At 73.1% G+C, this 22,126-nt stretch carries 18 protein-coding genes, 1 tRNA gene and 2 pseudogenes; 16 read left to right on the forward strand and 5 right to left on the reverse strand.

The window, feature by feature from the left end; all coding sequences use genetic code 11:
• The first annotated feature begins 131 nt into the window (after positions 1-131).
• The 7 genes from ACTXG6_RS11940 (at position 132) to ACTXG6_RS11970 (ending at position 7,660) form a co-directional block, all read left to right on the forward strand.
• Complete coding sequence (locus ACTXG6_RS11940; RefSeq protein ID WP_445187843.1) at positions 132-653, forward strand: MSMEG_0572/Sll0783 family nitrogen starvation response protein; 522 nt, start codon at positions 132-134, stop codon at positions 651-653.
• Positions 653-1,783, forward strand: a complete 1,131-nt coding sequence (locus ACTXG6_RS11945) for an MSMEG_0568 family radical SAM protein (RefSeq protein ID WP_445187844.1) — start codon at positions 653-655, stop codon at positions 1,781-1,783. The genes ACTXG6_RS11940 and ACTXG6_RS11945 overlap by 1 nt, the downstream gene beginning before the upstream one ends.
• A 1-nt stretch (position 1,784) precedes the next feature.
• Entirely contained in the window at positions 1,785-3,299 is a 1,515-nt protein-coding gene (locus tag ACTXG6_RS11950; protein ID WP_445187845.1) for an MSMEG_0567/sll0787 family protein, read from the forward strand.
• Positions 3,300-3,456: 157 nt separating this feature from the next.
• On the forward strand, positions 3,457-4,320 hold the full coding sequence (locus ACTXG6_RS11955) for a carbon-nitrogen hydrolase family protein (protein WP_445187846.1): 864 nt from the start codon (positions 3,457-3,459) through the stop codon (positions 4,318-4,320).
• Positions 4,320-5,582, forward strand: a complete 1,263-nt coding sequence (locus ACTXG6_RS11960) for an FAD-dependent oxidoreductase (protein WP_445187847.1) — start codon at positions 4,320-4,322, stop codon at positions 5,580-5,582. The genes ACTXG6_RS11955 and ACTXG6_RS11960 overlap by 1 nt, the downstream gene beginning before the upstream one ends.
• A 15-nt stretch (positions 5,583-5,597) precedes the next feature.
• On the forward strand, positions 5,598-6,521 hold the full coding sequence (locus ACTXG6_RS11965) for a carbon-nitrogen hydrolase family protein (RefSeq protein WP_445187848.1): 924 nt from the start codon (positions 5,598-5,600) through the stop codon (positions 6,519-6,521).
• Positions 6,518-7,660, forward strand: coding sequence for an MSMEG_0565 family glycosyltransferase (locus ACTXG6_RS11970; protein WP_445187849.1), 1,143 nt, complete (start codon positions 6,518-6,520; stop codon positions 7,658-7,660). The genes ACTXG6_RS11965 and ACTXG6_RS11970 overlap by 4 nt, the downstream gene beginning before the upstream one ends.
• A gap of 596 nt (positions 7,661-8,256) precedes the next feature.
• Here the strand turns inward: ACTXG6_RS11970 and mscL are convergent.
• Positions 8,257-8,655, reverse strand: a pseudogene (mscL, locus tag ACTXG6_RS11975) (large conductance mechanosensitive channel protein MscL); the annotation flags it as partial.
• Between the two features lie 54 nt (positions 8,656-8,709).
• The gene (locus ACTXG6_RS11980) at positions 8,710-9,390 is read right to left on the reverse strand and encodes an SAF domain-containing protein (RefSeq protein ID WP_445187850.1); all 681 of its coding nucleotides are present in this window, start codon (positions 9,388-9,390) and stop codon (positions 8,710-8,712) included.
• Between the two features lie 132 nt (positions 9,391-9,522).
• On the opposite strand from ACTXG6_RS11980, the gene ACTXG6_RS11985 reads away from it, so the two are divergent.
• Both ACTXG6_RS11985 and ACTXG6_RS11990 read left to right on the forward strand, forming a co-directional pair.
• On the forward strand, positions 9,523-11,040 hold the full coding sequence (locus ACTXG6_RS11985) for an amidase (RefSeq protein WP_445187851.1): 1,518 nt from the start codon (positions 9,523-9,525) through the stop codon (positions 11,038-11,040).
• 40 nt (positions 11,041-11,080) lie between these two features.
• Positions 11,081-11,296, forward strand: a complete 216-nt coding sequence (locus tag ACTXG6_RS11990; RefSeq protein ID WP_445190353.1) for a hypothetical protein — start codon at positions 11,081-11,083, stop codon at positions 11,294-11,296.
• Between the two features lie 14 nt (positions 11,297-11,310).
• Here ACTXG6_RS11990 and ACTXG6_RS11995 read toward each other — a convergent pair.
• Together ACTXG6_RS11995 and ACTXG6_RS12000 are read right to left on the reverse strand one after the other, a co-directional pair.
• Positions 11,311-11,451 (reverse strand): annotated as a pseudogene (locus ACTXG6_RS11995) (FmdB family zinc ribbon protein); the annotation flags it as partial.
• 59 nt (positions 11,452-11,510) lie between these two features.
• The gene (locus ACTXG6_RS12000) at positions 11,511-12,149 is read right to left on the reverse strand and encodes a 5-formyltetrahydrofolate cyclo-ligase (RefSeq protein WP_445187852.1); all 639 of its coding nucleotides are present in this window, start codon (positions 12,147-12,149) and stop codon (positions 11,511-11,513) included.
• A 152-nt stretch (positions 12,150-12,301) separates the two neighbouring features.
• Between ACTXG6_RS12000 and ACTXG6_RS12005 the strand changes: the two genes are divergently transcribed.
• The 5 genes from ACTXG6_RS12005 to ACTXG6_RS12025 all read left to right on the forward strand — a co-directional run bounded on the left by ACTXG6_RS12005 (position 12,302) and on the right by ACTXG6_RS12025 (position 16,631).
• A complete protein-coding gene (locus tag ACTXG6_RS12005) occupies positions 12,302-13,213 on the forward strand; it encodes a UTP--glucose-1-phosphate uridylyltransferase (protein ID WP_445187853.1) in 912 nt (303 codons plus the stop codon).
• 188 nt (positions 13,214-13,401) lie between these two features.
• Positions 13,402-14,628, forward strand: coding sequence for a molybdotransferase-like divisome protein Glp (glp, locus tag ACTXG6_RS12010; protein ID WP_445187854.1), 1,227 nt, complete (start codon positions 13,402-13,404; stop codon positions 14,626-14,628).
• Entirely contained in the window at positions 14,625-15,296 is a 672-nt protein-coding gene (locus ACTXG6_RS12015) for a GNAT family N-acetyltransferase (RefSeq protein ID WP_445187855.1), read from the forward strand. Before glp ends, ACTXG6_RS12015 begins: the two co-directional genes overlap by 4 nt.
• A 117-nt stretch (positions 15,297-15,413) precedes the next feature.
• A complete protein-coding gene (locus tag ACTXG6_RS12020; RefSeq protein ID WP_445187856.1) occupies positions 15,414-16,508 on the forward strand; it encodes a hypothetical protein in 1,095 nt (364 codons plus the stop codon).
• A 50-nt stretch (positions 16,509-16,558) separates the two neighbouring features.
• Positions 16,559-16,631: transfer RNA gene (locus ACTXG6_RS12025), tRNA-Ala, on the forward strand.
• Between the two features lie 877 nt (positions 16,632-17,508).
• Here the strand turns inward: ACTXG6_RS12025 and ACTXG6_RS12030 are convergent.
• Positions 17,509-18,135: a malonic semialdehyde reductase gene (locus ACTXG6_RS12030; protein WP_445187857.1), complete on the reverse strand. Its 627-nt coding sequence runs from the start codon at positions 18,133-18,135 to the stop codon at positions 17,509-17,511.
• Positions 18,136-18,210: 75 nt separating this feature from the next.
• Between ACTXG6_RS12030 and ACTXG6_RS12035 the strand changes: the two genes are divergently transcribed.
• Positions 18,211-18,567: a winged helix-turn-helix transcriptional regulator gene (locus ACTXG6_RS12035; protein ID WP_445187858.1), complete on the forward strand. Its 357-nt coding sequence runs from the start codon at positions 18,211-18,213 to the stop codon at positions 18,565-18,567.
• Positions 18,568-18,975: 408 nt separating this feature from the next.
• Positions 18,976-21,903 (forward strand): BTAD domain-containing putative transcriptional regulator, encoded by a 2,928-nt coding sequence (locus tag ACTXG6_RS12040; protein ID WP_445187859.1) that lies wholly within the window; start codon positions 18,976-18,978, stop codon positions 21,901-21,903.
• Positions 21,904-22,126 lie beyond the last annotated feature (223 nt).

Below are 22,126 nucleotides of genomic sequence, written 5' to 3' on the forward strand. Positions count from 1 at the left end.
GGATGTTTCGCGAAAAACGGGTCTACAGGGATCTTGGTAACGCCCGTTTGTTCCGGATGTCATCGGCCGGACACAGCTGAGCAGTCTCCTTGCTAGGAGCCAACCGCAGCTACCCAGCCAAGGAGCCCTTCATGACCAGCACGACCGCCCTGAGTGACGTCGAGCAGAAGAGCCTGTCCGAGATCCCGCACCCGTCGCTGCCCGAGGGCTCCTCGATCTACGGCGGGACCAAGGTCTTCCCGGACTACCAGGCCGAGGACGGCGAGGTCTACTTCACGCTCGTCCACGGCATCGCACACGAGTCCAGCGTGAGCTTCGTAGCCATTCTGCAGGCCACCCGGGCTCTGCGGAAGGGTTTCGAGTCGGCCCTTTACTTCTACGGCCCCGGCTCGCTGAACTGCCTGGCCACCCGGGGCTTCCCGACCACCGGCACGTCCGCCTTCCCCGGTGAGCACAACATCAACAACCAGTTGGCCACGTTCATCGCCGAGGGCGGCAAGGCGTTCTGTTGCCGGTTCGGGCTGTCCCTGCACGGCGCCCGTGAAGAGGACCTGATGGACGGTGTCATCCCCACCCACCCGCTGGACGTGCAGGACGCGCTGATCCACTACGCCCGCAAGGGCGCGATCATCAACTCGACCTACATGTTCTGATGGCCGAACTCGCTGATTCACCGGCTCAGGTCGAGACCGCCGAACCGGTGATCCTGGCCAGCCGGACGGACCTCGCGGTGCGCGGGGTCCGGCTGGAATCAGGCGAGGGCGGCCACGACGCCGATGCTCCGGTTCAGCGCCGCGCCGGAGCCGGCCCCACCGACGACGGGCATCTCGTCATCGGCGGCCGGAGCGCGGCGCTGCCCATCGTCTCCACCAGCCCGTACTCGTTGCGCGGTCGCCGGCTGCTCTACGAGGGCACCGACACCGGGCTGGAGGTCGAGCCGGTCCGCCGGCCGAAGTTCTACGACCTGTCGACCGCCGAGGGCGTCCGCTACGAGCAGCTCGCCAGGCTGCACGGATCGGACGTGCTGGCCACCACCGTGGTGCAGACCTGTATGCGCTACGACCCGGAGACCCGCTGCCGGTTCTGCGCCATCGAGGAGTCGCTGCGCGCCGGGTCCACGGTGGCGGTGAAGTCCCCGGCCCAGCTGGCCGAGGTGGCCGAGGCGGCCGTCCGGCTGGACGGGGTGCGTCAGATGGTGATGACCACGGGCACCAGTCGCGGCCGTGACCGCGGCGCCACCCACCTGGCCCGCTGCGTGGTCGCGGTCAAGGCCGCCGTGCCGGAGCTGCCGATCCAGGTGCAGTGCGAGCCGCCGGCCGACCTGGACACCATCGACGCACTGCACGAGGCCGGCGCCACCGCGATCGGCATCCATGTGGAGTCGCTGGACGACGAGGTGCGCCGCCGCTGGATGCCGGGCAAGTCGACGGTGCCGCTGGCCGAGTACTGGGCGGCGTGGGACCGCGCCGTCGAGGTGTTCGGCCGCAACCGCGTCTCGACGTACCTGCTGGTCGGCCTCGGCGAGAAAGCCGACGAGCTGGTCGCAGGCGCGGCCGAGCTGATCGAGCGCGGCGTCTACCCGTTCGTGGTGCCGTTCCGCCCGGCCGCCGGCACGCTGGCGGTGGACGTGGACGGCGCGCGGGCGCCCGCTCCGGCGCTGCTCGCCGAGGTGACCTCCCGGGTGGCCGGGCTGCTCAGCGCCGCCGGTATGCGCGGCGCGGACCAGGGCGCCGGCTGCGCCGCCTGTGGGGCGTGCAGCGCGCTGTCCACGGTCGGGGGCTGACGTGCTCTCCGGAGGTACCGAGCCGTACGCCGCCGCCCACACCGTCACGCACACTTCCACCCGCACCGCCATCCCGTCGGCGCGCGTGGCGCGGGGTGCCGCGGTGGACGTCTGCGAGCTGCTCATCGGCCGGCCGCCGCGTACCCCACCCAGGCCGGCGCTGTTGATCGAGCGGGTGGACAGCGGCGCCGACCCGGCCGCGCTGTCCCGGTACCGCGAGCTGCGCCGGGAGGTGTTCGTCGCCGAGCAGGGGCTGTTCCGGGGCCATGACGGCGACGACATCGACGACGACCCGCGCACCGTCGTGCTGGTGGCGCGGGACACCGGGGACCCGGAGCACCCGGTGGTCGGCGGGGTGCGGTTGGCCCCGGTCACCGAGACCGACCTCGGCTGGTGGGCCGGCAGTCGGCTCGCGGTGCACCCGGCCGCGCGGCGCGGGGGTGCCCAGCTCGGGGCGGCGCTGGTACGTGCCGCTTGCGCGACCGCCGAAGGGGCCGGCGCGCTTCGCTTCGAGGCCACCGTGCAGGCGGCCAACGAGGTGTTCTTCGGCCGGCTGGGCTGGCAGCGGCTGGCCCCGGTGGACGTGTTCGGCGCTCCGCACGTCCTGATGCGCTGGCCGGTGCACCGGATCGCCGCGCTCGTCGCCGCCACGAAGGCTCCGCTGCAGGCCCTGTTGGCGGGAATGTCCGGCGCACCGGCGGGTTTCGTCGGTGACGACGGCGCCCCGGTACCGGGCAGCGACCTGATCGCCGCCTGCGACGCGATCCTGCCGTCGATGGTGGAGCGGGACCCGGAGTGGGCCGGCTGGTGCTCCGTACTGGTGAACGTGAACGACCTGGCCGCGATGGGCGCGGTCCCGGTCGGGCTGCTGGACGCGGTGGGTGCGCGGGACGCCTCCTTCGCGGCCAGGGTGCTCACCGGGCTGCGTGCGGCGGCGACCGCCTGGGGTGTCCCGGTGCTCGGCGGCCACACCCAGCTCGGGGTACCCGCCGCTCTCTCGGTCACCGCGCTGGGCCGCACCGAGCGCCCGGTACCGGCTGGCGGCGGTCGGGCCGGCGACGAGGTGCGGGTCACCGCGGACCTGGGCGGCGGCTGGCGCGAGGGACACACCGGCCGGCAGTGGGACTCCACCAGCCACCGCCCGCCGGCCGTGCTCCGCGAGCAGCAGCGCGCGGTGGCGCTCGCCGGGCCGGCGGCCGCCAAGGACGTCTCGATGGCCGGGCTGGCCGGCACCCTCGGCATGCTCGCCGAGGCCTCCGGCTGTGCCGCCGAGCTGGATGTCGCGGCCGTGCCCCGGCCGGCCGGGGCGACCGTCGGCGACTGGCTGACCTGCTTCCCCGGCTACGCGATGATCACCGCGGACCGGGTCGGCGAGACCACGCCGCCGCCCGCGCCGGGCACCACCTCGACGGTCTGCGGGCGGCTGCGCCCGGGTGCCGGGGTGCGACTGCGCTGGCCGGACGGCGAGTACACCGAGGTCGTCGCGGATGCGGTGACCGGGATGGGAGCGGCATGAGGACCCGAAGCCGACAGCGAGCGAGCATCGCAGCGAGCGCTGGCGAGCGAGGAGCGGAACGAGCGCGGAGGCGAGGCATGGGCACCGAAGCCGACAGCGAGCGAGCATCGCAGCGAGCGCTAGCGAGTGAGGAGCGGAACGAGCGCGGAGGCGAGCGATGAGCATCCGCATCTCCGCCGTCGCGGCCGAGTACGGCCGTGGCCTGCGACGCAGCCTGGACCAGGTCACCGGGCAGATCCAACAGGCCCGCGAGGACGGCGTCGACCTGCTGGTACTACCCGAAGCGTGCCTCGGCGGCTACCTGGTCGACCTGTCCGACTCGGACAGCACACTGGAGAAGGACGATCCCGGTCCGCCGGAGCTCAGCGTCGACGGTCCCGAGCTGGCGGAGCTGGCCGCCGCCGCCGGTGACCTGGTGGTCTGCCTCGGCTACTGCGAGATCGCCGACGGTCGCCGGTTCAACAGCGCGGTCTGTTTCTCCGGCGCCGGCGTACACGGGGTGTACCGCAAGGTGCACCAACCGTTGGCCGAGGACTCGTACTACTCGGCCGGCAGTGGCTTCGCCGCCTTCGATACGCCGGTCGGCCGACTGGGCATGCTGATCTGCTACGACAAGGCGTTCCCCGAGGCGGCCAGGGCGCTGGCGCTGGACGGTGCACAGATCATCGCCTGCATGTCCGCCTGGCCGACCAGCCGGACCGCGCCGGCGCCCGACCTGGCCCAGGACCGCTGGACGAAGCGGCACAACCTGTTCGACGCGGCCCGCGCGCTGGAGAACCAGGTGGTGTTCGCCTCGGCCAACCAGGCCGGCAGCTTCGGATCGCTGCGCTTCGTGGCCAGCGCCAAGGTGGTCGGCCCTGGCGGGGACGTGCTGGCCAGCACCGGGGTCACGGCCGGCGTGGCGACGGTGGACGTGGACGTGCCGTCCGAGCTGGCGCTGGCCCGGCGCTTCATGTGCCATCTGGCCGACCGTCGCCCGGACACCTACTACGCGCCGCATTCGATGCGGGCGGTCAGCTGATGCGAAACCCGGAGGAGATCCCGATACCCCGTACCGAGATGACGACGAGCTCGTCGAGAGTGCTTGTGCTCGGCGCCGGAGTGGCCGGGCTGACCACGGCGATCGCGCTGGCGCGCCGCGGCGTGCCGGTCGACGTGCTGGAGCGGGACGCCGCAACCGCGCCCAGCGGCCGCCGCGGCGCCGGCAGCTGGTACCGCGACGGTGCGCCGCACGCCGGCCAGGGACACGTGTTCTCGCCCAAGTCCCACCAGGTGCTCGCCGACGAACTGCCGGACGTGCTGCGGCAGCTGCTCGAGCTCGGCGCCCGGGAGTGGTCGGTCGGCCCGTCCGCCGGCCGGTGGGACGGGCCCACCTCGGCGGAGTCGGGTACCGCGCTGGCGGTGCGTCGGCCGGTGTTCGACTGGGTTCTGCGCAGGGTCGCGGAGCGGGAGTCACTGCTGCGGGTGCACAGCGGGGCGGCCGCCACCGGCCTGCAGACCAGTGGCGGCCGGTTGTCCGGGGTACTCGTCGGCCGCGCCGTGGTGCCGGCCGACATCGCGGTGGACGCCACCGGGGCGTTCGGGCCGGTCAGCAGCTGGCTGGACGACCTGGGTCACCCTCGGCTGGCCGAGCCCCGGGCGGACCCGGACACCGCGCCGACCGGCGCCGACTTCTACACGCGCTGTTACGCGCTGCACTGGCCGGGCGAACCGGGCGAGCTGAACCTGGGCCTGGCCGCCGGTGGTGACTTCGGCGACTACTCTTGCCGGGTGGTGCCGGCGGACAACAACACGTTCACTGTGATGTTCACCGTGCCGGTCGGCGCAGCGAACGGGGCCGGCGAGTCCCGGCTGGCACCGCTGAGCTCCCCGGACGGCTTCCAGGCCGCCGCGAGCAGCATTCCGGCGATCGCCGACTGGGTGGATCCGGCCGCGGCCGAGCCGATCACCGGGGTGACTTCGCTGCGACTGCCGCCGGTGCGCCGCGGCGGTGCCTCGGCGATGGCGCGGCTGCCCGGCCTGGTCGCGGTGGGCGACGCGCTGCACACCGGCGATCCGGTCTGGTGTTCCGGGATCGCCGTGGCGCTCGCGTCCGGGCTGGCGTGTGCGGGTGCGGTGTCGGCCGCCCGGGACGGCGAGACCGTGGACGTCGCGGCGCGGGTGTGGGACGCGGCGGCGGACCTGGCGGCGTATCCGGCCTGCGCCTGCGCGCGGATGTCGGGGCCGAGTGCCGGTGACCTCGCCGAGGTACTCGCCGGCTCCGCTCCGGTGCCGGTGGGATAGCGCGGACCCGCGACGGTGGTATTTCTCGCGGCGGCGGCCGCACAGTTCGGGCGCGACCTGGACTTCGACCTGGACCGGGTGGCCTCGATCGTCGAGGCCGCCAAGCGGGCCGGGGCCGGGCTGCTCGTGCTCCCCGACGGCACGCTCGGTGGCTACCTGGAGGACCTGCGCGGGCAACCGGGCCCGGACGAGCTGCCGCCGGCGTTGGACGCGGACGACCCGGTGTTCGAGCGGCTCGCCGAGCTGGCCGGCGATCTGGTGCTCTGTCTCGGGTACCGGGAGCGGGTCGGCGCGCTCACCTACAACGCGGCGGTGTGCCTGTCCGGCGCCGGTGTGCACGGTCGGCACCGCAAGGTGCACCTGGCGCCGGGTGAGCGGGAGAGCTACGCCTCGGGTGAGCGGTTCGCCGCGTTCGACACACCGATCGGCCGGCTGGGCATGCTGATCGACTACGACAAGACGTTCCCCGAGGCGGCCAGGGCGCTCGCGGCGGACGGGGCGATCCTGCTGGCCTGCCTGTCCGCCTGGCCGACCAGCCTGACCGACCCGGCGCGGCGGCTGGTCAAGGACCGCCAGGCGCGGCTGTTCGACCTCTACGACTGCGCGCGGGCGGCGGAGAACCAGGTGGTGCTGGTCTCGGCGAACCAGACCGGCCGCAGCGGCGCGCTGACCTTCCTCGGCAACGCCAAGGTGGTCGGGCCGGGTGGTGACATCCGGGCCCGTACCTGGTCCAAGGCCGGCCTCGCGGTGGCCGAGGTCGACCTGGCCGCCGAGGTGGCCAGGTCCCGCCGGGTGCTGCACCACCTGGCCGAGCTGCGCCCGGCCGCGTACCACTCGGAGCCGATGGTCGACCCGGCCGGTGAGCCGGCGGTCACCCAGGCCGACGAGCCGGCCGGTGCCGAGCCCGAGGTTGCCGAGCCGGTTGTCGTCGAGCCGTGAGGATCGCGCTGCTGACCTACTCGACCAAGCCGCGCGGGGGTGTGGTGCACACCCTGGCGCTTGCCGAGGCGCTGGTCGAGCTGGGTCAGGACGTCGAGGTGTGGACGCTGGGCCGTGGCGGCGATGCCGGCTTCTTCCGGCCGGTGGACCCGGCGGTGCGGGTCCGGTTGGTGCCGTTCGAGGACCGGGACGGCGAGTCCATGGGACCGCGCATCGTCCGCTCGATCGCCGAGCTCACGGCCGCGCTGCGGGCCGACGGGTTGACCGCCGACGTGGTGCACGCCCAGGACTGCCTGAGCGCCAACGCCGCCCTCGCCGTCCGGCCGGACGTGCTGCGCACCGTGCACCACATCGACCAGTTCAGCACCCCGGAGCTGGTGGCCTGCCACGAGAAGGCGCTGCGGGAACCGGCACGGCACGTGTGTGTGTCCCGGTCGGTGGCCGCCGAACTGGCCGCCGGGTGGGGCATCCGGGCCACGGTGATCCCGAACGGGGTGGACGCCGACCGGTTCGCCTCGGCCGCCGACCCGGCGGACCCGGTAGCCGCCGGGCAGCGCGCCGGCTGGCGACACAAACTCGGCCGCTACGTGCTCGCGGTCGGCGGCATCGAACCCCGCAAGGGCACCGCCGACCTGGTCGAGGCGATGGCGCTGCTGCGGTCGAGGGCGCCGGACGTGGCACTGGTGCTCGCCGGCGGTGACACCCTGTTCGACTACCGGGGGTACCGGGACGACGTACTGGCCAGGGCGGCGGAGCTGGGCGTCGAACCGGTGCTGCTCGGCCCGGTGGCGCACGACGAGCTGCCGGCACTGATGGCCGGTGCCGACGTGTTCGCGTTCCCGTCAACCAAGGAGGGCTTCGGGCTGGCCGCCATGGAGGCGCTGGCCGCCGGGGTGCCGGTGGTGCTGCGCGACCTGCCGGTGCTGCGCGAGGTGTTCGGCGGGACCGCCCGGTTCGCCGACGGCCCCGAGACGCTGGCCGACGCGCTCGCCGGGGCCCTGTCCGAGACGCCGCCGCCCGTCGCTGCCGTGGAGCGGGAGCGGGCGCTCGCCGGGGTGGCGCTGGCTCGGCGGCATACCTGGTCGGCGGCCGCCGAGGCACACCTGCGGCTCTACCGGGAGCGCCCCGGCGGCTGTTGAGGCGGTTGCTGGGTGGGCTGTGCGGGCGCGCTGTGCCGCCCGCCGCCGGAGTCCTGACCACCGGGTGCCTGCTGGCCGCCGTCGCTGCCCGGTCCGGGATCGGTCGGTGCGCCGTACGCGGTCCCCGACCCGTATCCCGGTCCGACCGGGTGCTCGGGTCCACCGATCGGCCTGATGGCGCGGCCGGTGCTCCCGATGGAGCCCGGCGTCCCGCTGCCCGATCCGGACCGCGCCGGCGCGGCCGTCGGCGCCACGCCCGGTGACACGGGCACCGGGGTGTCCGGCTGGGTGAACAGCGCCGGTTCCTCGCGGGCCGGGGAAGCGACAGCGTGCTCGGCCCGCTCGGTGGGCCTGGCTCCGTCCGGGGAGTGCCCGTCCCGGACCTGCCCGTCCTGAGCCTGCCCGCCCTGCACCTGGCCGTCCTGAGCCTGGCCGCCCTGCGCCTTGCCGTCCCGAGGCTGGCCGTCCTGAGGCTGACTGGCCTGGGACTGGCGGTCCCGGGACTGGCCGTCCCGGGACGGGAGACGTTCGGGCTGACCGTCCCGGGCCAGGTTGTCCCCAGCCTGCCCGTCCAGCGAGCCGTCCCGCGACCCTGACGACCTCGACCCGGCCTGCACACTGAGCAGGTCGCGGATCTCCTTGAGCAGCTCGATGTCGGTCGGCTCGGCGGGGCCGGGCTCCTCACCGCGCCTGCGCCGTTGCTGGATGGTCTTCATCGGCAGCACGATGACGAAGTAGACCACCACGGCCACCATCACGAAGTTGATCGCGGTGGTGATCAGGGCGGCGAAGTCGATCTGCGTGCTCGGCTTGCCGGCGACCAGCTGCAGGCTCAACCCCGGACTGCTCGGCGGGGTGATCGCGTTCAGCAGCGGTTTGATGATCTTGTCGGTGAACGCGCTGACGATCCCGCCGAACGCCGCACCCATGACCACCGCGACGGACAGATCGACGACATTGCCGCGCAGCAGGAAGTCCTTGAAGCCCTTGAGCATGGCATATACCCCCTCGAAAACCGTGCGACCAGCAGCGTGTGGACGAAGACAACTTCAGCGGAGGGTAACCGTCACGTCCTGACCCAATGTCGCCGCGGCCAGTCTGCTCGCCACCGCCCTCGGTACCGCGATCAACACCAACCGCCCCCGACCTGCGGATTTGGCCTCCGCGGGCAGCACTGTGAGGACCACCGCACCGGTCGCGAGCACCGTGGGCTGGTCGGATCGCTGGCCAACCGTGACGACATCCACCACCCGACCCGGGCTCAGCAGGCCGGCCACGTCGGCATCGGCGAGCCGGATGGGCACGCTGACCCCGTCGCGCCCGCCGGTGGCCCGGGCCGCCAGCTCAGGCCCGGCGAGCCGCACCGAGGTGAGCGGTTCGCCGAGGCTGGCGGCGCCGGCCAGTACCCGCCCCTCGACGTCGCCGAGCCCGCGCAGCGCACCGGCCGGCACCAGCTCGGGCGGCCACCGCCGGACCTCGACGTCGCCGGGGCGCACCGTGGTGCCCGAGGCGAGCTCGCGCACCGCCACCACGACCGGTGCACTGCCGGTCGCCGCATCGGGGGCGCTCACCGCCAGGATCAGCGCGGTCACCACCAGCATCCCGGCCGCGACCCGGCGGGCGAGCATCATCCGGCGCCAGCCGAAGCCGCCGGCCAGGTCGAGACGCCGGCCGGGGCGCAGCGCCCTGAGCGAGGCGCCTCGTTCGGCGCGTTTGTCGGTGTCGTCCACCTGAGCCACGCTAGGAGCCGGACAGCACCCGCGCGGTGACCGAGCGCCGGCCTGTGGACAACCGGGGGCCCTGTGGACAAGCTGGCGGTCGCACCGGAACGAGCCGGCGCCGGCAACGAGCGGAGTGCGCAGATGCCAGAGCCGGGTCCGTTCGACGCGCTCGTGCCGCCACCGCCGCCGGCCGGTCGCGAGCCGCACGCCGAGCTGCTGGCCATGCCGATGGTGGCGCTGGCCGCCGCCATCAGCAGCGGGAAGCTGAGCAGCCGCGAGCTCACGGCCGCGTGCCTCGCGCGCATCGACGAGCTCGACCGGCCGGCGGCGTTGAACGCATTCCTGCTGCACCGGGGCGAGCAGGTCCTCGCCGAGGCCGCCCACCTCGACGACCTGCAGGCGAAGGGCACGGTCGTCGGGCCGCTGCACGGCATCCCACTCGGGATCAAGGACGGGCTGGCGACCGCCGGGGTGCCGACCACCGGCGGCACCGCGCTGTTGCGGGACTGGGTTCCCGAGCGCGATGCGACGGCCGTGCACCTGCTCAAGGGGGCCGGCGCACTGGTGCTGGGCAAGACCAACATGCACGAGATCGGCCTCGGCATCACCTCGAACAACCCGCACTACGGGGCGGTCCGCAACCCCTACGACCCGTCGCGCATCCCCGGCGGTTCCAGCGGCGGCTCCGGGGCGGCGGTGGCCGCGCGGCTCTGCCCGGCCGCCATCGGGACGGACACCGGCGGCTCGGTGCGGATCCCGGCCGCGCTCTGTGGTGTCGTCGGCCTGAAACCCACACTCGGGCGGGTCGGCCGGGGCGGCATGCTGGGCCTGTCCTGGAGCTTCGACGTCATCGGGCCGATCACCCGCACCGTCGCGGACGCCGCCGCGCTGCTGCGGGTGCTGTCGGTCGGTCCGGATCCCCGGGACCCGTACGCCCGGCACGATCCGACCGGCCGGACCCTCGCGGCCCCGACCGTGGACGACCACCGGGCCCTTCGGGGCCTGCGCATCGGCGTGCCGGAGGGGTACTTCGCCGAGGACAACACCCCGGATGTCGACCGGGTCCTCGGCGAGGCCTACGCACGACTGCGCACGGCCGGCGTCGAGCTCGTCCCGGTCACTGTGGCCGACGTCGAGGTGGCGATCGAGACCGGGTTCCTGACGGTCGTACCCGAAGGCGTGGTGCTCGCGGAGAACATGCTCACCGAGGCCGGCATCGCCGGCGGGCTGGCCGGGTCACTGGCCGCGTTCGGCCCCGATGTCCGGGCGGTGATCGAGGGCCAGATCGGGCCGGCGGCGACTCCGGTGTTGGGTCACCAGTACGCCCGTGCGCTGGCCGAGACCGTGCCGGCGATCAGGCGGGGGTTCATGGCCGCGCTGGACGGGGTGGACGCGTTGCTGACACCGGCGACGCCGGCGACCGCGGTGCCGATCGACGAACACGTCGAGATGCGGCACAACGGCCGGACCGTCGACACGTTCACGACGTTCATCCGCTACACCTTCCCGGTCAGCGTGGCCGGGCTGCCGGCGATCTCGGTCCCTGGTGGGGTCGGTGCGGACGGGCTGCCGGTCGGCCTGCAGCTCATCGGGACGCCGTGGAGCGAGGCGCGGCTGATCGAGATCGCGCTCGCGTTCGAGCGGCTCGGCGCCGGCTGATCCGGACCCGGGCGGGCGCCGGCCGCGCGCTCAGGAGGCCTTGGCGGCCGTCGTGCTGCTCGACCCCGAGGAGCCCGACGAACCGGAGGACCCCGACGAACCGGACCCCGACGAACCGGACGACGAACTCGACTTGCCCGACGACGAGTCGCCCGAACCGGACGACTCCGACGACTTGGACTCCGACTTCGACTCCGACTTGCCCTCCGAGGAGCTGCCGGCGACGACCGGGGCGGACCGGCTGTCGGTGCGGTAGAAGCCGCTCCCCTTGAAGACGATCCCGACAGAGGAGAACACCTTCCGCAGCCGGCCGGAGCACTCGGGGCACTCGGTCAGCGTTGCGTCCGTGAAAGCCTGCTGTGCCTCGAACCGGTGTCCGCAGGACGTACAGGCGTACTGGTAGGTCGGCACCTTTGATTCCTCCGCACCGTGCCATCTGTAGCTGGCACTCGTACCCAACGAGTGCCAGTCTAGTCCAGACTGAGCGGTATCGCTCGCAGCCCGTGCTGTGGCGTGAGCACACCGGTCATGAGTATGTCGTGCCGCTCCATCGGCAGTGCCGGGAGCACCTCGCAATCGCGCACCACGGCAACGAGCGGCGTGGTCGGCCTGGCAAGTGGCAGGGTCCGGTCGTACCAGCCCGCGCCCCGGCCCAGCCGCACCCCTCGGCGATCCACACCCAGCGCCGGCACCAGCACCAGGTCGGCGGTTGCCACCGCGGCGGGCCCCCACCCGGGACCGGCCGGCTGCCGCAACCCGTACGGGCCGCTGAGCAGGGAATCCACCCCTTCGTACGGCGCCCAGTTCATCGGGCCCCGGGGACCGAGGGACCCGGCCCGGTCGATCGGCACCACCGGTAGCAGCACCTCGTGCCCGGCCTCGCGCAGCGCGTCCAGCATCCTGATCGACCCGGGCTCGCCGGCGATCGGCACGTAACAGCACACCGGGTCGGTGGCACCGGCCGCGGCGGCCACCGCGGCGGCGGCGAGCAACTCGGCCTCCGACTCGTGCAGCTCCGCGGGCAGCGCGCGCCGTTCGTCCAGGAGTTGGGTACGCCACACCTTCTTGCTCGTCCGGGTGGCGTTCGGGCTGTCGCCGGGTGTGGTCATGGTCTCCGGCCCGTGGCTCGGGGCGTCAGTGCTCCGGCCGCCTCGGCGAGGCATGGCTCGGCTCGGTAGGGGACGGTTTCGGTCACACCGCACGAGTCAGTCAGGTCGGCCACCAAGACCCCAGGCTACCGGCGCGGATAGGCTCGCCGACCATGCAGGCATCCCAACCTTTCCGAACCGCGATCGTCCCGGCCGCTGGCTTGGGGACGAGGTTCCTGCCGACCACCAAGACGGTGCCCAAGGAGTTGCTCCCGGTCCTCGACACGCCGGGCATCGAAATGGTCGCCGCCGAGGCGGCCGCGGCGGGCGCGGCAAGGCTTCTCATCGTCACCTCACCGGGCAAGGACGCCGTGGCCGCGCACTTCGCGCCACAGCCCGAGCTGGCCGCCACCCTGGAGAAACGGGGGAAGGGCGAGCTCGCCGCGAAGGTCCGCCGGGCCGCTGAGCTGCTCGAGGTCGACACCGTCACCCAGCACGAGCCGAAGGGCCTCGGCCACGCGGTGGGCTGCGCCGCCGACGCGCTCGGGCCCGATGAGGACGCGGTTGCCGTGCTGCTGCCCGATGACCTGGTGCTGCCGTCCGGGGTGTTGAGCCGGATGGCCGAGGTGCGGGTGCGCTACGGCGGCAGCGTGCTGTGCGCGATCGACGTGCCCCGCGAGCAGATCAGCGCCTACGGCGTGTTCGACGTGGAGGACACGGCCGACCCGGACGTCAAGATCGTTCGCGACATGGTGGAGAAGCCGCCCGCCGACGAGGCGCCGTCCACCTACGCCACCGCCGGGCGCTACCTGCTGGACCGGCAGATCTTCGACGCGCTGAAGCGGATCACCCCAGGTGCCGGCGGCGAGCTGCAGCTGACCGACGCGGTCGCGCTGCTGATCTCCGAGGGCCATCCGGTGCACGTGGTGGTGCACCGGGGCGGTCGCCACGACCTGGGCAACCCGGGCGGCTACGCGCGCGCCTACGTCGACTTCATGCTGGCCGACGAGGACTACGGGCCGGCCTTCAAGGAGTGGCTGGCCGACCGGCTGGCCTGGACCGGCTCGGGCGTCCGAGGCGCCTGAACCGGCTCGGACGGGCTGTCAGCGGGGTTCTGACGGCCCGCGCGGGCCGTGCGGAAGTGGGTGAGGTCTACCCACAACCGGTGTGCGGAGCGTGACTTCGACGCATGCCGACAGTTGGGCAGGGTAAGACGTCCGTGCCGCCGGGTGCGGGCCGCTGGGCCGCGCGACGAGGGAGGGGTGTCCAGGGCGTGAGATCTGTCGACGAGCAGCTCGCTCGGGTGCTGGCCACCGCTGTCCGCCCAGCCCCGGTCCGAGTCGCGATCGCCGACGCCCAGGGCATGCTCTGCGCCGAGGAAGTGGTCGCCCAACGCGCGCTGCCCGGGTTCGACCAGGCCGCGGTGGACGGCTACGCGGTGCGCAGTGTGGACCTCAGCGGGGCCGGCCCGGACAACGCGGTGCAGCTCCCGGTGGTCGGCGAGATCGCCGCCGGCTCGCGGCAGCCGCACCGGTTGCAGCCCGGCCAGGCCGTCCGGCTGGTCACCGGTGCGCCGCTGCCCACGCTGGCCGACGCGGTGGTGCCGACGGCCGACACCGACGGCCACGCCGCACTGGTGTCCATCTACCGGGCGGTCCCCTCGGCGGCCTTCGTGCGGCGCATCGGCGAGGACGTGCAGCCCGGCGACATAGCCGTCCGGCGTGGCTCGGTCATCGCCGCCGCGCAGGTCGGGCTGCTCGCCGCCGTCGGCCGGGAGCGGGTGCTGGTGCACCCCAGGCCGAGGGTGGCGGTGCTCTCGGTCGGCGACGAGCTGGTGGACGTGGCCCGCGACCCGGGCGCCGGTGAGGTGTACGACGTGAACTCCTACGCGCTGGCCGCCGCCGCCAGGGACTCCGGCGCCGACGCCGTCCGGGTCGGCCTGGTGCCCCGGGACCCGGAGCGGCTGTGCTCGGCCGTCGAGGACCACCTGTCCAACAGCGAGATCCTGGTGATCTCCGGCGGGATCGGCGGCTCGGCCGGCCAGCAGATCCTGGACGCGCTCAGCGAGCTCGGTGACGTGGACGGCGGCCGGGTCGCGATGCACCCCGGTTCGGTGCAGGGTTTCGGCCGGCTGGGCCGGCACAAGGTGCCCACCTTCCTGCTGCCGGCCAACCCGGTCAGCGCGCTGGTGCTGTTCGAGGTACTGGTGCGCCCGCTGATCCGCACCACGTTGGGCCGCAACGACCCGAGGCGGCGGCGGATCAACGCGCGGCTGCTGTCCCCGGTGACCTCGATCCCCGGGCGGCGCGGCTACCTCCGGGCCCGGCTGCTGCGCGAGGAGGCCACCGGCGAGTACCTGGTGCAGCCGCTCGGCGCGTCCGGCACCCAGCTGCTGACCGCGCTGGCGGAGGCGAACTGTTTGATCGAGCTGGCTGAGCACGTCACCGAGGTCACCGTGGGTGAACACGTCACGGTGGCGTTCCTGGCACCGCGCAGTTGAGCTCAGTGGCCCACTCCGCCGAATCCGGGCGCCTCGGCCGCCACCCGGGATGGCCCGCCACGCTGGGCCAGCTCCGGGTGCCCGGCGGCCTGGTCGGGGTGCGCCCGGTGCGGCTGCGCGACGGCGGGGCCTGGGCGGCGATCCGGTCCCGCGACGAGCGGCACCTGGCGCCCTGGGAGCCGGACATGCCCGGCCTGTGGACACAGCGCAACACGCCGGCCGAGTGGCCGGCGCGGTGGAGCGCGCTGCGCTCGATCGGCCGGCGCGGGTTGGGGTTGCCGTTCGCGATCACGGTGGACGGCGAGTTCGCCGGCCAGGTCATGGTGGGCAACGTGGTTCGTGACCCTCTGTGGTCGGCCTACATCGGTTACTGGGTGGGTAGCCACGCGGTGCTCGGCGGGGTGACCACGGCGGCCTGCGCGCTGGTGCTCGACCACTGCTTCGGTCATGTCGGGCTGCACCGGATCGAGGCCACGGTGCGCCCGGAGAACACCGCCAGCCGTCGGGTGCTGGAGAAGCTGGGCTTTCGGGAGGAAGGCCTGTTCCGGCGGTATCTCAACGTGGACGGAGCCTGGCGGGACCACCTCTGCTACGCGCTGACCCTCGAGGACCTCGAAGTCGGCCTCGTCGAGCGCCTGGTCAGGAAGGGTCAGGCCGCGCGCCCGTAGCTCCGGGGCACGGGTCGGTGAAGGTGTCATAACGCTACCGGTCTCGGCGCGCCGCCATGATCGCGACCACTTCGCTGGTTACCGTGAGCTACGCCTGTACGACCGGGGGAGGCGCGCGTGCCCAGCTCACTGCTCTTCGCTGGGCTGGTCGCAACCTGGTTGGCCGTGCTGGTGCCGATGGCCGCGCGACGTCGACAGCCGACGCCGCGCCCGAGTGATGCGGCGTTGTCCGGCCGGGTCCTGCAACGACCCCGGCGCCGCGATTCGGAGGTGACCGCAATGGACGCCGCCGCGAACGACCCTGTCCCGAACGACGCCGACCGGGACTACTACGACGAGGATTCCTACGGCACGGATTCGTACGGCACGGATTCGTACGGCACGGCGGCGCCCGATTCGGACTACCACTCGCCGGCGCCTCGTTACCGGCCCGGCCGGGGCGGCTACGACGCCGAGGCAGCCGAGGCGGCCGCCGCGGCCCGGTACGTCTTCCGGCAGCGTCTGGTGCTCGGGCTGGCCCTGCTCGCGGTGGCCACCGGGTTGGCCGCCGGCGGGTTGGCGCTGGCCAATGGCTGGTACGTGCACGCCGCCGTGGACCTGTGCCTGATCGGATACCTGGCCTACCTACGTCGCCAGGTGCGGCTGGAGCAGTCCATCCGGACCCGGCGAGCTGCCCGGATGGCCGGCAGCCGCTACTCGGGCACGGCCGGCTCGGCACTGGGCAGCCCGCTGCTGGAGGACCCGCTCGGCGACGAACCGGAGTGGGACGAGGTCCGGCCCGAACGCCGGCGGGGCACCGACCGACCCTCCCGGCGCGGCCGCTCCCGCCGCCGCCCCACCGTGGGCGAAGAGGTTGCCGCCCGGGCCGCCTCCCGCCGCCGGGGGGAGGCCGATGCGCGGTACGCGAACGTCGACTACGACTCGGATTCGGACTCGGACGGCGACTATGACTCGGACGCCGACTACGACGACGCCGACTACGACGAGACCGACTACGACGACTACGACGAGACCGCCGACCGGGAGGTGGCCGGCGCGCTCGGGCAGGACGACTTCACCGACCAGGTGCCCGCGCTGCCCCGGCTGCGCCCGACCGCCCCGCCCGAGCGCCCGCGCGGCACCGTGGTGCTCGAGCTGGACGACGAGGACCCCGAGCTGCACGAGCTCGACTCGCAACTGCTGAGGGGATACCGTCGCGCGAGCGGTCAATGACCGCTGATAGGCTGCTCAACGCGTCCCGGTCCGGCCGGCACGACGCACCTGGGGCTGTGGCGCAGTTGGTAGCGCGACTCGTTCGCATCGAGTAGGTCAGGGGTTCGATTCCCCTCAGCTCCACTCGTCAAATTGGCTATCCATGTTCGCGGAGTGCGCGAACCGGGGGTTTCCTCGTCTGCCTCGTGGGGGCGGAGCCCCCACACCCCGCCCCGAGGGGCTTCGCCCCCGGACCCCGTGCGGTGGTCACCTTTGGTTCCCTGCCGGCGGGCTTTGGGGCTTCGCCCCTTGCCCCCGTGCGGTGGTCACCCTTGGTTCGCCGGCTGGGGGCTTTGGGGCTTCGTCCTTTGCCCGGTGCGGTGGTCACCTTTGGTTCCCTGCCGGCGGGCTTTGGGGCTTCGCCCCCGGACCCCCGTGCGGTGGTCACCTTTGGTTCCCTGCCGGCGGGCTTTGGGGCTTCGCCCCTTGCCCCCGTGCGGTGGTCACCCTTGGTTCACCGGCTGGGGGCCTTGCGGCTTCGCCCCTTGCCCGTGCGGTGGTCACCCCTGGTTCGGCGAGTTCAACCGTGGCGGGCTCCGAACGCGTCGTCGACCCGGCTGTGGTTGAACTCGGTGGACGAGCCCTCGAGTGGCACAGCTCCAGCTCCGGCCCACCGCGTGCTGGCCCAAGGTCAGCTAGGCGACGGTTGGGTGGATCAGGTAGGTCGCCAACACGGCGGCGGCCAAGTGCGAGCGGGGCTCCGGCAAGGACCTGCTGGCCAACGCCGGAACCCGGGACGTGGTCACGGACATGGAGCACCTGCGCCAGGCGCTAGGTGACCAGAAGCTGGCCGGAACCTTCGGTTCTCTGCCGGGCTTTGGGGCTGCGCCCCTTGCCCCCTGTGGCGGGTGGGGGCGGGCGGCGCGATGGGAGGTCGGCCAAGTGTCGCGCCGCCCGTGGGGGCCGATGGCCTGCTCCTGGGGTCAGTCCCGGGTGGGCAGGCGCTGGTGACCGCCGCCGGTCAGGCCCACTGGACGACCTCGGAGTGGTCCAACCGGGGGAGCCGCTCGAACCACGGGTTCTGGCCGGGCCGGCCGATGTTGACGACGAGGAGCGTGTGCCAGCGACCGTCCGGGAAGAACTCGGCGTCGATGCCGGCCGCGTCGAAGCCGGCCATCGGGCCGGCGGCCAGGCCGTGCGCCCGCACCGAGAGGATGAAATAGCCGGCTTGCAGGGTTGCGCTGAACTGGCCGGTCTCGTTGCGCGCTGTCTCGTCGGCCTCGAAGTACTGGGCGAGCTCGGGCTTGATCGGGAACACCGTGGGGATGTGCTCGTGGAAGCGGGTGTCCACGGCGAGCACCGCCACGGCCGGCGCGGCGAGGGTCTTGGCCTTGTTGCCCTCGGCCATGTGCTCGACAAGCCGCTCCCGGCCCTGCTCGGTGCGGACGTAGAGGACCCGCAGCGGCTGGGTGTTCGCCGCGGTCGGGGCCCACTTGGCCAGTTCCCAGATGGACGCCAGCTCGGCGTCGGCCACCGGGCTCGGGTCGAAGCTGTTCGCGGTGCGGGCCTCGGTGAACAACGCGGCCCGGGCGGCAGTGTCCAGCTGGGTCAGGGTCGGTACGACCAGGTTCTCGGCCAGGTCAGTCATGAAACTCTGTTCTCCCTTGTTACTTCTAAAAAAAGAGCGACATAGGGAAAACTAGCACGACGCTATGATGGTGTCATGGCGCGGGAACGTGACGAGGCGCACGAGCCGAGGGTTTGTGACGCGGCGTTGTCGCGTGCGTTCGGCTTCCTGGGCAAGCGATGGAACGGCGTCCTGCTGGGCACCCTGCTCGAGGGGCCGCTGGGCTTCTCCGAGCTGCGCCGCGCCGTGGCCGGAATCAGCGACTCGGTGCTCTCTGATCGGCTCGCTGAGCTCGGCAGGGCAGGCCTGGTGCGGCGCTCGGTGGACGAGGGCCCGCCGGTCACCGTCGACTACCGACTGACCCCGGCCGGGCAGGCGCTGCTCCCGGCGTTGCGCGAGCTGACCACCTGGGCCGAGGTGAACCTGCCCGCGTCGGGCTGCCCCGGTTCCTGAATCGGATCGCGGGCATTGATGAATATGGACCTGGGTCCATCGTTATGTGGACAGTGGCCGGCGGCGGTCGTCATTGACGGTCGCACGGTAACGGTGAGGTTTCTATTGTTCTGTCAGAAGATGCCGGCCGTTGCGCTATGCGATGACGTGGGGCCCCAACCGCAACGGTTAGGATTGTTAACGTTTGCCCAGGTCGGGACGGCATGTCACCGTCGCGCACCCCCTGACGTGCCCGTGAAGCGACCGCCGGCGTGTTGACGTAAGACCTCGCCATGATCGATGGGTCGGACACATGCGATTTCCCGCATTGTCGCGGCCGCGGCTTGAGAGAAGGCGCACAAGCATTCTCGGGGAGTCCGTGGAAAACTTGTCCTGACAGGATCCACACCTATCCGAGGGGGAATGGTCGTGGTCGCTGCAGAGGTGCGATTCAGTGTGCTCGGCCCGGTGCGGGCGTGGCGCGAGGGGCGTGAGCTCGACCTGGGGTCCCCACAGCAGTGTGGGGTGCTCGGGCTGTTGTTGCTCGGGGGCGGCCGGCCTGTCGCGGTGGAGACGTTGGTCGACCAGCTCTGGGGCGAGCTGGCGCCCACCTCGGCGCGGGAGACGGTGCGCACGTATCTCTCCAGGTTGCGCCGCGCGCTACCCGGGCCCGAGGGTGGGTCGCTGATCGAGTCCGGCCGCGGCGGCTACGCGCTGCCGGTGGCGCCGGAGGCACTGGATCTGGCGGTCTTCGAGGATCGCGTCGCGCGGGCCCGGTCGTCGCGGGCCGAGGGAGACACCGCGCCGGCTGCGGGACTGCTGCGCGAGGCGCTCGCCCTGTGGCGGGGGCCGGCGCTGGCCGGGGCCCGGGGCAGGTTCGTGGCACACGAGCGGACCCGGCTGGACCAACTGCGCCTGGTCGCCCTGGAGGAGCGGCTCGCACTGGACCTCGACCTGGGGCGGCACGGCGAGGTCCTCGCCGAGCTGGCCAGCCTGGTCATCGGCTACCCGCTGCAGGAGCGGCTGCGCGAGCTGCAGATGCTTGCGTTGTACCGGTGCGCCCGCCAGGCCGAGGCACTCGAGGTCTACCGCGGTGTGCGCAGCCTGCTGGACCGCGAACTGGGTATCGAGCCGGGGCCGGACCTGCGCGCGCTGCACGAGCGGATGCTGCGCGCCGACCCGGTGCTGGACCTGCCGGCCGCCGGACGGGCGCCCACCAGCCCGCCGAGCGGTCAGCGGGCGGCTGTGCGGGAGGGTGCCGGTCAGGTGGGCACCGGGCTGGCGAGTACGGCGTCGGCGAGTACGGCGCCGGCGACCACGGCGCTGGTGAGCACGGCGCCGGCGAGCACGGCGCCGGTGAGTACGGAGCTGGTAAGCACTGGGCCGGTAAGCACGGAGCCGGTGAGCACGGAGCCGGCGGGCACCGGGCTGGGCGGCACCGGACTGGCCCGCCGGCGCGCCGGCGAGCCGGACTACCCGCCCACCCCCGCGGTGGCAGCCTGGCCGAGCTCCCGCCCTGAGCGCGCGCCGGGCACTGCATCGAACCTTTCACCGACCGCGCCGCCGAGCACCGCGCTGCCGAGCACCGCGCCACCGAGCACCGCGCCACCGAGCACCGCGCCGCCGAGCACCGCGCCGCCGAGCACCGCGCCGGCCGGCCCCCCGCCGGTGAACTCCGGACCGAACTCTGCGCCGGGTGCCGGGCGGGGTGTGCTGGCCGACCGCCTGCAAGCGGTGCGCGAACGTGGCTTCGTGGGCCGGGCCGCCGAGCGGGCGCTCTTCGGGTCGGCGCTGGCCGGCTGGCCGAGCGCGTTCGTGGCGCTGTTCCTGCACGGGCCCGGCGGGGTGGGCAAGTCGACCCTGCTGCGGCGGCTCGCCGACGACGCGGTGACGGCCGGGCGGACCGTCGTGCGGGTGGACGGGCGCCTGGTGGCGTCGTCGACGGCGGCGTTCACCGCGGCGGCCGGTGCGACGGTGGTGACCTCCGACCTGGTGCTGCTGATCGACAACTTCGAGCACTGCCGGGCGCTGGAGAGCTGGCTGCGGGAGGACTTCCTGCCCCAGCTGTCGGAGGACGTGCTGGTGGTCATCGCCGGCCGCAACCCACCCAGTCCGAGCTGGCGGACTGACCCGTCCTGGGCCGGTGCGCTGCGGGTGGAGCAGCTGCGCGACCTCGCACCGTCCGACGCGGCGGCCCTGCTGCTGGTCCGGGGGGTGGCACCGGAGCTGCACGAATCGCTGCTGCAGTTCGCAGGTGGGCACCCGTTGGCGCTGACGCTGGCCGCCGAGGTGGCCGCCCAGGCCGGAGCGACGACGCCCACCGTGCTGGCGCCGACCCGCGACGTGATCGAGACGATGCTGGCCGAACTGGTCGGCACCGTGCCTTCGCCGAAGCACCGCCTCGCGCTGCAGGTGTGCGCGCACGCCTACAGCACCACCGAGGACCTGCTCCGCGCCGTGCTGCCCGGCGGCACGACGGACCCGGACGCCAGGGCGCTGTTCAGCTGGCTGCGTGGCCTGTCGTTCATCGAGACCGGCAGTGACGGGATCTACCCGCACGACGTGGTCCGGGACGCGCTGGAGATGGACCTGCGCTGGCGGGACGCGGCCGGCTACGAGGAGATCCACCGCCGGGTTCGCAACTACGTACTCGGTGAGCTGATCGCGCGCAAGATCACCGGCATCGACGCCATCTGGATCGCCCGGTCGCTGCGCCGGCACAACATCGCGGTGCCCATGGCGATCCTGGCCCGTCTCGACAGCCTGGTCGACGAGCGGCCGCTGCGCCCCGGCGACCGCGCGGACATCCTGGCCATGGCCGCAGAGGTCGAAGGTGTCGAGACGGCCCGCACGGTCAGCTTCTGGCTCGATCGGCAACCCAGCGCCTTTGTGGTCTTCCGCCACCGCGGGCTCGGGCAGCTGATCGGGTTCGCGACGCGGCTGGTGCTCGATCGGCCACGCGCGGACGAGATCGCCGCCGACCCGCTGGTCGCGGCGGCCTGGGAGCAGAGCCTGGCGGCCGCGGCGCCCGGGGAGGGCGATCACATCGCGGTGGCCCGCCAGGTCGTCCGCCCGGACGCCCGACTGCTGCCCTCGGCGCCGGTCACCGACCCCGAGCCGATGACCGCCGTCCCGGCCTGGCCCAGCGACCGGCGGCTGGCCTGGTCCTACCTCGGCGTCTCCGACCCCGAGTTCTGGCAACCGCTGATGTGTTACCTGGACCAGATCCGTATCCCGGCCGCGCCGCTGGTGGACGGCCGCCCGTTCGGGATGTTCGCCCACGACTGGCGGGCCAACGGCGCTCTGGTCGCGAGTGTGTCGGCCCGACCCGGCGCGCCGCGCCCCTTCCGGCGGTGAACCTCACCATTGCCGGGCCGCTCGGGGCGGCCTGACCATGGTCTGACCGCCCGAGGCGGGAACGTAAACGCAGGGTCCATCGGTTGTCGTGCCGGCTTCACCGTGGGTTCGTGGTGGCACGGCGCGCTCGTCCTCGAGGACCTGTGGTCGCCGCCGTACCGGCCCGGTTCGGTGACGTTGCTGGCCGCCCCGGGCACCCGATGGCTGCACTGCGCCGACACCA

This window comes from Pseudonocardia sp. Cha107L01 (assembly GCF_052566575.1).

What these genes read in the sequence shown, in the direction of transcription:
- ACTXG6_RS11940 (WP_445187843.1), top strand. Translation starts at nt 132, where the DNA reads ATGACCAGCACGACCGCCCTGAGTGACGTCGAGCAGAAGAGCCTGTCC.
- ACTXG6_RS11945 (WP_445187844.1), top strand. Translation starts at nt 653, where the DNA reads ATGGCCGAACTCGCTGATTCACCGGCTCAGGTCGAGACCGCCGAACCG.
- ACTXG6_RS11955 (WP_445187846.1), top strand. Translation starts at nt 3,457, where the DNA reads ATGAGCATCCGCATCTCCGCCGTCGCGGCCGAGTACGGCCGTGGCCTG.
- ACTXG6_RS11960 (WP_445187847.1), top strand. Translation starts at nt 4,320, where the DNA reads ATGCGAAACCCGGAGGAGATCCCGATACCCCGTACCGAGATGACGACG.
- ACTXG6_RS11985 (WP_445187851.1), top strand. Translation starts at nt 9,523, where the DNA reads ATGCCAGAGCCGGGTCCGTTCGACGCGCTCGTGCCGCCACCGCCGCCG.
- ACTXG6_RS12000 (WP_445187852.1), bottom strand. Translation starts at nt 12,149, where the DNA reads ATGACCACACCCGGCGACAGCCCGAACGCCACCCGGACGAGCAAGAAG.
- ACTXG6_RS12005 (WP_445187853.1), top strand. Translation starts at nt 12,302, where the DNA reads ATGCAGGCATCCCAACCTTTCCGAACCGCGATCGTCCCGGCCGCTGGC.
- ACTXG6_RS12030 (WP_445187857.1), bottom strand. Translation starts at nt 18,135, where the DNA reads ATGACTGACCTGGCCGAGAACCTGGTCGTACCGACCCTGACCCAGCTG.
- ACTXG6_RS12035 (WP_445187858.1), top strand. Translation starts at nt 18,211, where the DNA reads ATGGCGCGGGAACGTGACGAGGCGCACGAGCCGAGGGTTTGTGACGCG.